Annotated in this window: 13 protein-coding genes and 3 tRNA genes; 14 read left to right on the top strand and 2 right to left on the bottom strand. The window is 53.0% G+C overall.

Going from position 1 to position 13746, the window contains the following annotated elements; translation table 11 throughout:
• The first annotated feature begins 12 nt into the window (after positions 1–12).
• The 5 genes from ilvC to AB7E06_RS14560 all read left to right on the top strand — a co-directional run bounded on the left by ilvC (position 13) and on the right by AB7E06_RS14560 (position 5086).
• On the top strand, positions 13–1029 hold the full coding sequence (gene ilvC, locus AB7E06_RS14580) for a ketol-acid reductoisomerase (RefSeq protein ID WP_094197365.1): 1017 nt from the start codon (positions 13–15) through the stop codon (positions 1027–1029).
• 407 nt (positions 1030–1436) lie between these two features.
• A complete protein-coding gene (gene pssA / locus AB7E06_RS14575) occupies positions 1437–2204 on the top strand; it encodes a CDP-diacylglycerol--serine O-phosphatidyltransferase (RefSeq protein ID WP_094197364.1) in 768 nt (255 codons plus the stop codon).
• Positions 2205–2367: 163 nt separating this feature from the next.
• The gene (gene rpsO, locus AB7E06_RS14570) at positions 2368–2637 is read left to right on the top strand and encodes a 30S ribosomal protein S15 (protein ID WP_003801068.1); all 270 of its coding nucleotides are present in this window, start codon (positions 2368–2370) and stop codon (positions 2635–2637) included.
• A gap of 89 nt (positions 2638–2726) precedes the next feature.
• Positions 2727–4865: a polyribonucleotide nucleotidyltransferase gene (gene pnp, locus AB7E06_RS14565; protein WP_094197363.1), complete on the top strand. Its 2139-nt coding sequence runs from the start codon at positions 2727–2729 to the stop codon at positions 4863–4865.
• A gap of 17 nt (positions 4866–4882) precedes the next feature.
• Positions 4883–5086 (top strand): hypothetical protein, encoded by a 204-nt coding sequence (locus tag AB7E06_RS14560; RefSeq protein ID WP_094197362.1) that lies wholly within the window; start codon positions 4883–4885, stop codon positions 5084–5086.
• Between the two features lie 305 nt (positions 5087–5391).
• On the opposite strand, the gene AB7E06_RS14555 is transcribed toward AB7E06_RS14560, so the two are convergent.
• Together AB7E06_RS14555 and AB7E06_RS14550 are read right to left on the bottom strand one after the other, a co-directional pair.
• Positions 5392–5477: transfer RNA gene (locus AB7E06_RS14555), tRNA-Leu, on the bottom strand.
• Positions 5478–5489: 12 nt separating this feature from the next.
• Positions 5490–5579 (bottom strand) — tRNA-Ser (locus AB7E06_RS14550).
• 231 nt (positions 5580–5810) lie between these two features.
• Between AB7E06_RS14550 and AB7E06_RS14545 the strand changes: the two genes are divergently transcribed.
• The 9 genes from AB7E06_RS14545 (at position 5811) to AB7E06_RS14505 (ending at position 13717) form a co-directional block, all read left to right on the top strand.
• Positions 5811–6785 carry an NAD(P)H-quinone oxidoreductase gene (locus AB7E06_RS14545; RefSeq protein WP_094197361.1) on the top strand — a complete coding sequence of 325 codons (975 nt, stop codon included), beginning with the start codon at positions 5811–5813 and terminating at the stop codon, positions 6783–6785.
• A 159-nt stretch (positions 6786–6944) separates the two neighbouring features.
• On the top strand, positions 6945–7685 hold the full coding sequence (gene tpiA / locus AB7E06_RS14540; protein WP_094197360.1) for a triose-phosphate isomerase: 741 nt from the start codon (positions 6945–6947) through the stop codon (positions 7683–7685).
• A gap of 18 nt (positions 7686–7703) precedes the next feature.
• Complete coding sequence (secG, locus tag AB7E06_RS14535) at positions 7704–8111, top strand: preprotein translocase subunit SecG (RefSeq protein WP_094197359.1); 408 nt, start codon at positions 7704–7706, stop codon at positions 8109–8111.
• A gap of 222 nt (positions 8112–8333) precedes the next feature.
• A tRNA-Leu gene (locus tag AB7E06_RS14530) sits at positions 8334–8418 on the top strand.
• Positions 8419–9039: 621 nt separating this feature from the next.
• Complete coding sequence (locus tag AB7E06_RS14525; protein ID WP_427957410.1) at positions 9040–10233, top strand: porin; 1194 nt, start codon at positions 9040–9042, stop codon at positions 10231–10233.
• 605 nt (positions 10234–10838) lie between these two features.
• The gene (locus AB7E06_RS14520) at positions 10839–11198 is read left to right on the top strand and encodes an NADH-quinone oxidoreductase subunit A (RefSeq protein ID WP_003801061.1); all 360 of its coding nucleotides are present in this window, start codon (positions 10839–10841) and stop codon (positions 11196–11198) included.
• Positions 11199–11343: 145 nt separating this feature from the next.
• Complete coding sequence (locus AB7E06_RS14515) at positions 11344–11820, top strand: NuoB/complex I 20 kDa subunit family protein (protein ID WP_003801059.1); 477 nt, start codon at positions 11344–11346, stop codon at positions 11818–11820.
• Between the two features lie 26 nt (positions 11821–11846).
• The gene (locus tag AB7E06_RS14510; RefSeq protein ID WP_042482529.1) at positions 11847–12458 is read left to right on the top strand and encodes an NADH-quinone oxidoreductase subunit C; all 612 of its coding nucleotides are present in this window, start codon (positions 11847–11849) and stop codon (positions 12456–12458) included.
• Between the two features lie 5 nt (positions 12459–12463).
• Positions 12464–13717 carry an NADH-quinone oxidoreductase subunit D gene (locus AB7E06_RS14505; protein ID WP_094197357.1) on the top strand — a complete coding sequence of 418 codons (1254 nt, stop codon included), beginning with the start codon at positions 12464–12466 and terminating at the stop codon, positions 13715–13717.
• Positions 13718–13746: the final 29 nt, after the last annotated feature.

The following is a 13746-nucleotide window of genomic DNA, read 5'->3' as shown; positions in this document are numbered from 1 at the left end:
GGAGCACCTGAAATGAAAGTTTTCTACGACAAGGATTGTGATCTTTCCCTGATCAAAGGCAAGACCGTTGCCATCATCGGTTACGGCTCGCAAGGCCACGCCCACGCCCTGAACCTGCACGAATCCGGCGTGAACGTGGTTGTTGGTCTGCGTAAAGGCGGCGCCTCCTGGAGCAAAGCCGAGAACGCTGGCCTGAAAGTTCAGGAAGTGGCTGAGGCCGTCAAGGGTGCTGATGTCGTCATGATCTTGTTGCCTGACGAAAACATTGCTGAGGTTTACCGCAACCAGGTTGCTGAAAACATCAAGCCCGGCGCTGCTCTGGCGTTTGCTCACGGCTTTAACGTTCACTACGGCCAAGTTGTGCCACGTGACGATATCGACGTCATCATGATTGCTCCCAAGGCTCCAGGTCACACCGTTCGCGGTACCTACAGCCAAGGCGGCGGTGTTCCTCACCTGATCGCTGTGTACCAGGACAAGACCGGCGCTGCTCGCGACGTGGCTCTGTCTTACGCATCCGCTAACGGTGGTGGCCGTGCCGGTATCATCGAAACCAACTTCCGCGAAGAAACCGAAACCGACTTGTTCGGCGAACAGGCTGTTCTGTGCGGTGGTGCCGTTGAGCTGATCAAGGCTGGCTTCGACACGCTGGTTGACGCGGGTTACGCTCCTGAAATGGCTTACTTCGAGTGCTTGCACGAGCTCAAGCTGATCGTGGACTTGATCTACGAAGGCGGTATCGCCAACATGAACTACTCGATCTCCAACAACGCTGAATACGGCGAATACGAGACCGGTCCGAAGATTGTTACCGACGAAACCCGCAAAGCCATGCGTCAGTGCCTGGAAGACATCCAGACTGGTGTGTACGCCAAGAACTTCATCCTGGAAAACGCCGCTGGCGCTCCTACTCTGATCTCGCGTCGTCGTATCAACGCCGAATCGCAGATCGAGCAAGTGGGTAGCAAGCTGCGCTCCATGATGCCTTGGATTGCCGCTAACAAGCTGGTTGATAAGTCCAAGAACTAAGTTTGATATCGGGGCAGTTCCATAAGCTGTCCTGGTCTTGAACCTGAACCGGCTGACGTCTTGCGGCGTCAGCCGGTTTTTTATTGCTGCAAGAATTTGACCTTCAACGCAGCTTCTGCTTGGGCTAAAAGCAAGCGTGGAAGCGCCTTGTTCTCGTCTTATAGCCGTATTGGTGAGGGCGCGATAAAATGCAGTGCTTGATTGGTCTATCGTGCCCCTGTCGGGGTGGCGCGCAAGCGGGTTCGATAAAATCCATTATTTATCCGCGAACTCCCTGGCCGCAGGCCCCTTGGCCATTTCTGTTCGCTCTGGCTTATATTTGCTGGAATTATTCGCACTCTGTAGCTTTGTGGACAATGCTACATTTGAGTGTTCAGTCCTTAGCAACAACTCTTAAAGCATAAATTATGCCCAATTTGCTCAATGATGAAACACGTCGTCGGCGTAGCATCTATCTTCTGCCCAACGCATTTACGACCGCCAATCTGTTTGCGGGGTTTTATGCCGTTGTGCAGGCCATGAATGGCCGTTTTGAAGCGGCGGCCATCGCCATTTTCCTGGCGCTGGTATTTGATGGCATGGATGGGCGGGTCGCTCGTTTAACCAACACCCAGTCCGCCTTTGGCGAGCAGTACGACTCCATGGCTGACATGATTTCTTTTGGTGCGGCACCCGCGCTGGTCATGTATGTCTGGGCCATGCAGGGTTTGGGGCGCTGGGGATGGTTGGCTGCCTTTATTTACGTGGCCGGTGGAGCATTGCGCCTGGCTCGTTTCAATACCAATATTGAAGTGGTCGACAAGCGCTTTTTCCAGGGTTTGCCAAGCCCGGCCGCTGCTGCGCTGGTGGCCGGCTTTGTTTGGCTGGCCGTGGACAACAAGCTGTCCTTGCAAGTGAACGTCATTCCCTGGGTTGCCTTTGGCTTGACCATTTATGCCGGTCTGGCCATGGTGTCCAATGCGCCTTTCTATAGTGGCAAGTCCTTTGCGGTCAGCCGTAGCGTACCGTTCTGGGCCATGCTGCTTTTTGTGCTGGTCTTTGTGTTTGTCTCTACTGATCCCCCTGTGTTCCTGTTTGGCTTGTTCTGCCTGTATGGTTTGTCGGGTTGGTTCGTTATGGCCTGGCGCTGGCGTCGGGCCCGAGCCTTGGCACGACTTCGGCGTGGAAACAACTAAAATACTCGGCTTGAGCGGGTTTTCAGGTTGAAATGCTTAACGCCTTCTCCAGTTTTTAGCTATAATCGTTTGCTTGCATCGGACCTTGGTCTGGTGCGTTCAATTTCATTTTCAACACGTTAGGGCACCTCGGTCCTAACGCAAGTCTTAGAGGCTAAATAAAATGGCAGTTGCAGATATCAAAAAAGTCGATATCGTTTCCGAGTTTCAGCGTAAACAAGGCGATACAGGCTCCCCAGAAGTGCAAGTGGCTTTGCTGACCGCTCGCATCAACGAATTGACTGGCCACTTCAAGGCTCACAACAAAGATCACCACTCCCGTCGTGGTCTGTTGCGCATGGTTAGCCGTCGTCGCAAATTGCTGGATTACCTGAAAGGTCGTAATCCAGACGCTTACCGTGCTTTGATCGAAAAACTCGGTCTGCGTAAGTGATACCGGGGCTGGCTCCCCGCTAAACAACCGTGCATTCGGCGAACTGGTTTCGCTGTGTGCACGGTTTTTTTATTGTAAGGATTCTCCTAATGTTCAATAAAGTCACCAAGTCTTTCCAGTACGGCGAACATACCGTCGTTCTGGAAACCGGCGAAATCGCACGTCAGGCGTCAGGTGCCGTGCTGGTTTCGATTGAAGACACGGTTGTGTTGGCCACTGTTGTTGGCAAAAGTGAAGCGAAAGCAGGTCAGGATTTTTTCCCTCTGACCGTTGATTACGTCGAAAAAACCTACTCCGCTGGCAAGATCCCTGGTGGTTTCTTCAAGCGTGAAGGCCGTCAGTCCGAGCGCGAAATCCTGATCTCTCGCTTGATCGACCGCCCACTGCGCCCTCTGTTTCCTGAAGGCTTCTACAACGAAGTTCAGGTCATTATTCACACGGTATCGGTCAATCCCGAAATTGATCCTGATATCGCTGCCATGATTGGTGCCTCGGCTGCCCTGGCTATTTCCGGCATTCCTTTCAACGGTCCTGTGGGCGCTGCTCGCGTGGGTTACGTTGATGGCCAGTACGTGCTGAACCCATCCGCCACTCAGCTGAAATCCTCGGCTCTGGATCTGGTTGTGGCCGGTACCGAACAAGCTGTGCTGATGGTTGAGTCCGAAGCCAAGCAATTGTCTGAAGAGATCATGCTGGGTGGTGTGGTGTTTGCTCACGAGCAAATGCAAGCAGCCATCAACTGCATTCACGAACTGGTTGAAGAAGCTGGCAAGCCCGAGTGGGATTGGCAGCCTGCCGCAGTTAACGAAAGCCTGCTGGCTTCGGTAACCGCTGCCGCTGAAGAGGGCCTGACACAAGCCTACCAAACTCGCGAAAAACAGGCTCGTACCGAGCAAGTGCGCGCTGTTTACGCTCAAGTTAAAGAAACGGTCAAGGCTCAAGCTGAAGCCGCCGGTCAGGCCTTGCCTGATATGGTTGCCGTCGAAAACATGATGTTCGACCTGGAAAGCAAGATCGTGCGTTCGCGCATCTTGAGCGGTGAGTCCCGTATTGACGGTCGCGACACCCGTACCGTTCGTCCTATCAGCATCCGTCTGGGCGTTCTGCCTCGTGCTCACGGTAGCGCCTTGTTCACGCGTGGCGAAACTCAGGCTTTGGTGGTGACCACCCTGGGTACCAAGCAAGACGAGCAGATCATTGATTCGATTATGGGCGAGTACCGTGATCGCTTCATGATGCACTACAACATGCCTCCGTTCGCCACCGGCGAAGCTGGCCGTTTCGGCGCTCCCAAGCGTCGTGAAATCGGTCACGGTCGTCTGGCCAAGCGTGCTTTGACTCCCTTGCTGCCAGCCGCTGAAGATTTCCAGTACTCCATCCGCGTGGTGTCCGAGATCACTGAATCTAACGGTTCCTCCTCCATGGCATCCGTGTGTGGTGGCTCTCTGTCCATGATGGATGCTGGTGTGCCTGTGCAGGATCACGTGGCTGGTGTGGCCATGGGTCTGATCAAGGAAGGCAACAAGTTTGCTGTGCTGACTGACATTCTGGGTGACGAAGATCACCTGGGCGATATGGACTTCAAGGTTGCCGGTACCGAGAAAGGTATTACTGCTTTGCAGATGGACATCAAGATCCAGGGCATCACCAAGGAAATCATGCAGGTTGCATTGGCTCAGGCTCACGAAGGCCGTATGCACATCCTGGGCAAGATGAAAGAATCCATCGACGGTTCCCGTACCGAGATGTCCGAATTCGCGCCTCGCATGCTGACCGTGAAGATCAACCCCGAGAAGATTCGTGACGTGATTGGTAAGGGGGGTGCCACCATCCGCGCCCTGACCGAAGAAACCGGTACACAGATCGATATTTCGGATGACGGCACCATCACTATCGCCAGCGCCGATCTGGACAAGGCCCGCGAAGCCGAGCGTCGTATCAAAGAACTGACCGCCGAAGTTGAAGTGGGTCAGGAATACGAAGGCCCCGTGATGCGCTTGCTGGACTTTGGTGCGATTGTGCAAGTGCTGCCAGGCCGTGATGGCTTGCTGCATATCTCCGAGATTGCCAACTACCGTATCGCCAACATCAATGACGTGCTGAAAGTGGGTCAGGTTGTTAAGGTCAAGGTCATCGAAGCTGACGAGAAAGGTCGTCTGCGTCTGTCGATCAAGGCAATCGGCGGTATTGAAGCCCAAGGCGGCCCAGCCGCTCCTGCTGCTTCCTGATAGCGTTTACAGTCTGCATGAAGAAAAACCCGCCGAAAGGCGGGTTTTTTGCGTTTGGCTGCTTTTTGGGAGAGGGGCTGCGTATTGGGTTGTGTCAGGAGCTGGAGGGTAATCTGTTGGTGCTGTACCTGTACCTGTACCTGTACCTGTACCTGTACCTGTACCTGTACCTGTACCTGTACCTGTACCTGTGCTTGTTATGCCAGTGGTTTCAGTCGTAGTCGTAGTTGTAGTTGTAGTTGTAGTTGTGGCTTTGCTTGTTGTTGGTTCGCTATTTCTGAGCTGTTTGCTTCTCGGGGCGGTTTCGGTCCAGGAGGGGCTGGAGAGGCTTTACGGAGCGGAGGGATAAACAGTCGGTCAGGTTCAGGTGGCGGTTGCAGGGCGATGGCTTGGATTGGTTTTCAGGCAGGACGCAAAAAAGCCCGCTTTGAAGCGAGCTTTTTTGATTGGTACTTATTTGTCACGAGCGAATAAAAACCGAGGTTTTTATGGTGGGCAAAGAGATTTGCCAGCTATCGTGAATATTTGGTGCATCCAGCCGGAATCGAACCGGCACGATCAAAGATCGAGGGATTTTAAGTCCCTTGCGTCTACCAATTCCGCCATGGATGCAGCGGGAGATGATGGCGGAAGCGGTGAGATTCGAACTCACGGATGGGTTACCCCATCGCCGGTTTTCAAGACCGGTCCATTCAACCGCTCTGGCACGCTTCCTATTCCTTGGGCTTTTTCCCGGCACGCTCTTCGTGTGAAAAGCACGACGGCCAGGAAAGCCTTAAAGTGTAACGTATAAATTTGCCAACGTCATGGAAATAATCTGTTTTCATGGCAGGAATAGGGGTGTTGATACCAGTGCCTGTGATAGATTGCAGCAAGTAAGGTGGCTTTTTGTTGTTTGTCTTTTGGCCGCGCTGGAAAAAATAGTCTAGAGATTAGGGAGTAGGTATGCGAGTTGTGGAGATTACCGAGTTTGGAAAGCCGGAAGTGTTGCGAGTGGGCGAGCGCCCCATGCCACAAACAGGTCCTGGTGAGGTGCTGGTCAAGGTGCTGGCGGCGGGCGTGAACCGTCCGGACGTCTTGCAACGAGCAGGCGCTTACCCGCCACCGGCTGATGCCTCTGATATTCCTGGTCTGGAACTGGCCGGTGAAATCGTATCGGGCGATGTGCAGGGTAGTGAGTTCAAGATTGGTGATCAGGTCTGTGCGTTGGTTACTGGTGGTGGCTATGCCGAATATTGTGTGGTGCCAGTACAGCAGTGCTTGCCTATTCCTGCGGGTTTCAGCTTGCTTGAAGCGGCGGGCCTGCCAGAAACCTTCTTTACGGTCTGGAGCAATGTGTTTGAGCGTGGCCAATTGAGCAAGGGCGAAACCTTGCTGGTTCATGGTGGTGCCAGTGGCATTGGAACGACAGCCATTCAGTTGGCAGTGGCTTTGGGGCATACGGTGTATGCCACGGCTGGCAGCGACGAGCGCGTAGAGGCCATTCATCGTCTGGGCGGGATTGGTATCAACTACAAAACCGAGGTTTACGAAGACGTCATCAAGAGCAAAACAGGTGGTCGTGGCGTGGATGTGATTCTGGATATGGTTTCTGGTGATTACATCAACCGGGATTTGACGTGCCTGGCCGATGACGGCCGTATCGTCATTATTGCTTTGCTGGGTGGGGTGAAGGCCACGATTAATTGTGGTGAGATTCTGCGTCGTCGTCTGACTATTACCGGCTCAACCTTGCGCTCTCGTTCTGTAGAGTTCAAGGCGCAACTGGCTCAGGCGCTGAAAGCGCGAGTCTGGCCTTTGCTGGAAGCAGGGCAGGTTCGCCCCTTGATTCACGCCACTTTCCCTCTGGAAAAAGCCAGTGAAGCGCACGCCATGATGGAGGCGGGTGAGCAGGTGGGCAAGATCATTCTTATTCCTTAAAAGCTGCGAGGGGTGGCGTGGCCGCCCCTTTTCTTATCGTGTTGAAATGAATTTTCTGCTAAATATGCGCGAAATGGATTCGCTCACGCTACAATAGTCGGTTAGCTGCGCCTTGATTGTGGGCGTTGGTGTAACTTTTTGACTGGCATCAAGGGAGCAATGAGCGTACATTCTTCGCGTAAACGACTGGTTGCGGGTAATTGGAAATTAAATGGCTCGCTTGATGGCAACAGCCGTCTGCTGCAAGAACTGCTCGTTCAGCCTGATGCTCAGGCAGATTGTGATGTGCTTGTATGCGTTCCTTATGTGTATTTGTCCCAGGTGGCAGGTATCTTGAAAGATTCGACCATCGCGGTCGGTGCTCAAGATGTCAGTGTCCACGCCAAGGGGGCGTATACCGGGGAGATCTCGGCGGCAATGCTGGTTGATGTGGGTTGTCGTTGGGTGATTGTCGGGCATTCCGAACGTCGTCAGTATCATCAGGAAAGCAGTGCTCAAGTCGCCGCCAAAGTTATTGCGGCACTGGATGCGGGCTTGACGCCGATTGTCTGTATTGGCGAGCAGTTGGCCGATCGTGAGGCAGGGCAGGAAACCTGTGTGGTGCAAGATCAACTCGAACCTATCAAGGCTCTTGGGGCCGAGGTGGTTTCCAAACTGGTGCTGGCCTATGAGCCGGTCTGGGCGATTGGTACGGGTCTGACCGCAACGCCGGAGCAAGCGCAGCAAATGCATCAGCAGATTCGTGCCTACATGGAATCGGATCAGTTGCGTATTTTGTACGGTGGCAGTGTGAAAGCGGATAATGCCGCAGAGCTGTTTGCCATGCCGGATATTGATGGTGCCTTGGTGGGTGGTGCGTCTTTGGATGCACAGGAATTTTTACGTATTGTGGCCGCTTAAAGGGTCTGGAGTCTTTAAATGCAAGATTGGATGTCTTCCGTTCTGATGGCGGTGCAGGTTATCTCCTCGCTGTTGATTATTGGTCTGGTTCTGCTGCAGCAAGGCAAGGGCGCTGATATGGGCTCGGCCTTTGGTGGTGGCTCGGCGGGTAGTGTGTTCGGCGCAGCAGGTGCGGCCAACTTTTTGTCGCGCATGACCAAATGGGCTGCAATTGTCTTTTTTGTGTCTACTGGCGGTTTGGCTTGGGTAGCTCATCACCCAGCCCAAAAAGCTGATGCGGGTGTGATGCAGGGGTATGAATCCTCTGTGCCTGGTGCAGCTTCATCGGGTGCTGCTTCGGTTCCTGCGCCAGCGGCTTCTGTACCTGCAGCGGTTCCTTCGGCAGCCCCTGAACCAAGCGCGCCAGCAGTTCCTGCTGCTGAGTAAGTCTGGCCTATTTGTGGGGGTCTTGTCGCTCTCTATAAGGGCTCACAAAGGTCACGCGCAGGATCTGAAGGTGCGATATCGAAGCCCGCTTTAAGGCGGGCTTCATTTATTTAGTGACGTTTATGCAAAATATGCCTGAGTACGGGCTTTTTTGGGTGTTTGGGCTTGTTTTGTACTGACAGTCTTACTTTTGTCATGCTAATATCGCTGTCTTGATTGCTTGCCGACGTGGTGGAATTGGTAGACACGCTATCTTGAGGGGGTAGTGGCGAAAGCTGTACGAGTTCGAGTCTCGTCGTCGGCACCAAACTAAAAAGTAAGAAAGCTTTGTGATTGCAGAGCCTGGAAATAAAACCTGATCCTGAAAAGGGCAGGTTTTTTTTTGCCATTTTTTTGGTGCTTAGTGTCTTGCTCAAATTGTAGGGTTTTGGGGTGTGTTGGGGTGTTTGTTCTGGTTTGAAAAGGGTTTCGGCTGAGTCGGCACGTTCTGAGTTTTGTTAAATCTTTGTTTCTCATAATATGAGAAATTGTTGTGACGACTGCTTTGGAGGTCCCGGGTTTGGGATGGGCTTTGGAGGCTTACTTCTAGTTAGGCAGCAGGGTTTGTTTTTTTGTTGTGTTTCCATAGAGCCAGTATTGGCGAACGATTGCCAGCAGAAGTTAAAGCAAGTTCTTAAGAGGGTTTTGGCTTTAGCTCGCTAATTGTCGTCCTTGGTTGGGGGGGGCTTGGAAAGCCGCTATAAGTGGGTTTTTGTTGTGTATAGCCAACAAGCTGTGCACAAAGATTCACGTTTCCGAAGGGTTTCGTAGTCAAGCGACGGGAATTTTGATGCAATAGCGTTAACTTCCCATCGCGGAGTTAGAAAGAGCAGCAGCACTGTTGTAGTTGGGCTGCTCTGATTTACTCAAATCTACGGAGATTTCTTACATGAAAAAGACTCTGCTCGCTGCTGCTCTGATGGCCGGCTTCGCTGGCGTCGCACACGCAGAAACGTCTGTCACCCTGTACGGTATTCTGGACGGTGGTATCGGTTACCAAAAATTCAAAGGCACTGAAAACTACACCTCCAACGGTAACGGTGGCTCTTACGAACAGAAGAAAACCGGTATGATCAACGGCATCCAGTCGGGTAACCGCTGGGGTCTGAAAGGTTCCGAAGATCTGGGTGATGGCCTGCGCGCTGTATTCCAACTGGAAAGCGGCTTTGACCTGTCCACCGGTAAATCCGCTCAAGGTGGTCGTCTGTTCGGTCGTCAGGCCACTTTGGGTCTGGCTGGTGACAGCTGGGGTCAACTGGACTTCGGTCGCCAAACTAACATCGCCTCCAAATACCTGCCAGGCGTAGCCGATCCTTTCGGCGGTGGTTTCGACCAAGCTAACATCGGTGGTGCTTTCACAGCTGCTAACACCCCTCGTTACGACAACATGGTCATGTACCAAACCCCTAACTTCTCCGGCTTCCAGTTTGGCGTTGGTTACTCCTTCAATGCTGACGGTGCTCAAGAGTACAAAATTAACGAAGTTGGTAACAACCTAGACGGTCTGGAGCGCAACCAGCGCGCTGTGACCACTGGTCTGCGTTACGTTAACGGTCCTATCGGTGTTGCTCTGACATACGATCAGTTCAAGACTGCTGAGAGCCGTGCCGGTAATCAGGTTGTTGGTGGTGACACTGTCAAGTCTTGGAACATTGGTGGTAGCTACGACTTTGAAGTTGTGAAGGCTTACTTGGCTTTCGGTCAAACCCGTGACGGTTTGTTCGCTGCCCAGTCTTACAGCGGTTTTGGCTTGGGTGACTTGTTTGCTTCCAATCCTGCTTTGAATGATAGCCTGGACGGCCTGAAAGTTAACTCCTACTTGGTCGGTTTGTCCGCTCCTGTGGGTGCCGGTACTGTGATGGGTTCTTGGACGATGGCTGATCCTCGTTCGGCTCCAGACACGCTGGCTAACAGCAATGCGTCGTGGGAAATGAAGAAACAGCACACGTTCAGCCTGGGTTACAGCCACCCACTGAGCAAGCGCACGAACGTGTACGCAATTGGTTCCTACGCCAAGAACGTGTACTTCATGCCTGATGCTAAGTCGACTCTGATCGGCGTTGGTCTGCGTCACCAGTTCTAATCGTTTCGCGTAGCTTGCCTACGCGTTGCGAAAGGCGAATTTTCGGATTCGTCTGAACTGCAGAAGTATAAAAAGCCATCCTTCGGGATGGCTTTTTATTGCCGTTTTTTGAGGTGTCTGTTTAAGTTCGTTTGGGCTATAGGGGCTTTATTTGGTTTTGCTGCTCGTGCTGATGAGTGTGTTGGTATGAGTTTGTTGTTGAGTTAAGGTTGTGGGTTTCTTGGGGTGGTGCTCTGTTGTTGTGGTGTAGGGTCTGGGTCTGGGGCTGCAGCTGGAGTGCGTGCTAAGTCCGTCTAACAGACGTTGCGACTGCTTGGTCTTGTTTGGCTTGCTTACAAAATAAGCAGGAAAAATCCTTTTCTTCTGCTTGGTGGCTGACATTTACCTTACAAAAACGAGTAAGATGTTTAATTGAGGTCTACAATCGCAACCCTTAATAGAATAAATAATCAATAGTTGAAGGGTTTCCAGTCAGGTAGCTGACAGTTTTTGCGGCGTGGGTGCAACACCCGCGCATAGATGTAATGCTTTGGGGTTATCCCCCAAAACTGTGCTCTCAAAATGCTACAATCCAAGAGTTTATTTACTGCGATTGGATGCTTTGCATGAACCTGCAAGAGTACTTTCCCGTTTTGCTATTTATCATCGTTGCCACTGGGATTGGCCTGGCTTTACTTTTGGTCGGTCGAGTGCTCGGTCCTAACCGGCCCGATGCTGAAAAGCTCTCTCCTTACGAATGCGGTTTTGAAGCATTCGGCGATTCGCGCATGAAGGTGGACATTCGTTACTACCTGATCGCGATTCTGTTCATCATGTTCGATCTGGAAATCGCTTTTCTGTTTCCCTGGGCTATGGCCAATGGAACAGTAGGCCTGGTCGGTTTCTGGACCGTTATGGCGTTCCTGGCCGTTTTGACGGTCGGTTTTATCTACGAATGGAAAAAAGGCGCTCTGGATTGGGAATAACCCATTCATAGAGAACCCTGTCGGGGTTTTCGCGTCTGCTGCTGGGCATAAGGGGCACGAGGATGCGTCTTGATGACAGCGGGTTTGGTCAGCAACAGGATAGGCCGGGGCTTCCCAGGCTCTGATCCGGCAAAAGGCAACTACTATGGCTATCGACGGCATTCTCAAAGAAGGTTTTGTGACGACCAGTGCAGACAAGTTTCTGAACTGGGCAAAAACAGGGTCCATGTGGCCCATGACATTTGGTCTGGCCTGTTGTGCAGTGGAAATGATGCACGCTGGTGCGGCTCGTTATGACCTGGACCAGTTTGGCATTATTTTTCGTCCCAGCCCTCGTCAATCTGACTTGATGATTGTGGCGGGCACTCTGTGCAACAAGATGGCGCCTGCCTTGCGCAAGGTGTACGACCAGATGGCTGAGCCACGCTGGGTTGTTTCCATGGGCTCCTGTGCCAATGGTGGCGGTTACTACCACTACTCTTACTCGGTTGTGCGCGGCTGTGACCGCATCGTGCCGGTAGACGTGTACGTGCCGGGCTGTCCTCCAACCGCTGAGGCTTTGGTTTACGGCTTGCTCCAAATGCAGAACAAGATCCGTTTGACCAATACCATCGCACGCTGAACGGTTAGAACAGGCTAAACAAGACTATGACACGGCTAGAAACTTTAAAAACCAACTTGCTCTCTATTCTTGGTGAGCAGGCTGCGTTGACGCAAGCGCGCAATGAACTCACTTTGGAAGTGCCGGTTGATGCATGGCTCGATACCTGCACACTGCTGCGTGACCACGCTGACTTGCGCTTTGAGACCTGTATTGATTTGTGCGGGATTGATTATTCCGCCTGGAAAGCACCCACCTATCAGGCTGCATCGGCTCAGTTTCCCCACCGCTTTGCTGTTGTGTTGCACTTGATGTCCTTGAAGCACAACTGGCGTTTGCGTGTGCGCTGCTTTGTGCCAAACGACGATTTCCCCGCTTTGCCAACCCTGTTCGAGGTCTGGCCTTCGGTGAACTGGTTCGAGCGCGAGGCGTTTGACCTGTACGGCATTATTTTCGAGAACCACCCTGATCTGCGTCGCATCCTGACCGACTACGGTTTCATCGGCCATCCGTTCCGCAAAGACTTCCCCATCTCCGGCTACGTCGAAATGCGCTATGACACCGAGCAGAAGCGGGTCATTTACCAGCCCGTCACCATCGAGCCGCGTGAGATCACGCCACGTGTGGTGCGCGAGGATGATTACGGAATTGGGCGATAAGCATCATGGCAGAAATTCAAAACTACACCCTGAACTTTGGTCCTCAGCACCCCGCCGCACACGGTGTGTTGCGTTTGGTGCTTGAGCTGGACGGCGAAGTTATTCAGCGTGCTGACCCTCATATTGGTCTGTTGCACCGCGCCACCGAGAAACTGGCCGAAAACCGCACTTTTCTGCAAACCCTGCCTTATATGGACCGCTTGGACTATGTGTCCATGATGGTGAATGAACACGCCTACTGTATGGCTGTGGAGCGTCTGGTCGGTGTGCAGGTGCCTTTGCGTGCCCAGTACATCCGCGTCATGTTTGACGAGATCACTCGCATTCTGAACCACCTGATGTCCGTGGGTTCGCATGCGCTGGACGTGGGTGCCATGGCCGTGTTTCTGTACGCCTTTCGCGAGCGCGAAGACCTGATGGACTGCTACGAAGCGGTCTCCGGTGCTCGTTTGCACGCAGCTTACTACCGTCCAGGTGGCGTGTACCGTGATCTGCCCGGCAGCATGCCCCAGTACAAGGCCAACAAATACCGCTCCGACAAAGAACTGAAAGCCATGAACGAAGCGCGTTCAGGTTCCTTGCTGGATTTCATTGAAGACTTCACCAACCGTTTCCCTGCTTGTGTTGACGAGTACGAGACCTTGCTGACCGATAACCGTATCTGGAAGCAGCGTTTGGTGGGCGTAGGTGTGGTCGACGCTGATCGCGCCAAGGCGCTGGGCTTTACCGGCCCCATGCTGCGTGGTTCGGGCGTGGAGTGGGATCTGCGCAAGATGCAGCCCTACGAAGTCTACGACCGCGTCGAGTTTGATATTCCTGTGGGTCGCAACGGTGACTCTTACGACCGTTACCTGGTTCGTATCGCAGAAATGCGCGAGAGTAACCGCATCATCCGTCAGTGTGTGCAGTGGCTGCGCAACAACCCCGGCCCTGTCATCACGGATAACCACAAAGTGGCGCCGCCGTCGCGCGAACGCATGAAAACCGGGATGGAGGACCTGATCCACCATTTCAAACTGTTCTCCGAAGGGATGCACGTGCCGACTGGCGAAGTGTATGCCGGTGTGGAGCATCCCAAGGGCGAGTTTGGCATTTATCTGGTATCTGACGGCGGCAACAAGCCTTACCGCATGAAGATCCGTGCTCCGGGCTTCGTCCACTTGCAGGCCCTCGATGAAATGAGCCGCGGTCACATGATTGCTGACGCGGTCACGATCATCGGTACGCAGGACATTGTGTTTGGCGAGATCGACCGTTAAGGTCGCGCCTGGAAAAACGGAACCGAATT

It is taken from the genome of Alcaligenes sp., assembly GCF_050255915.1.
Lineage (GTDB): Bacteria > Pseudomonadota > Gammaproteobacteria > Burkholderiales > Burkholderiaceae_B > Alcaligenes > Alcaligenes aquatilis.
Note: the sequence above shows the minus strand (reverse complement) of the source record. Positions and strands in the feature narration are given on the sequence as shown.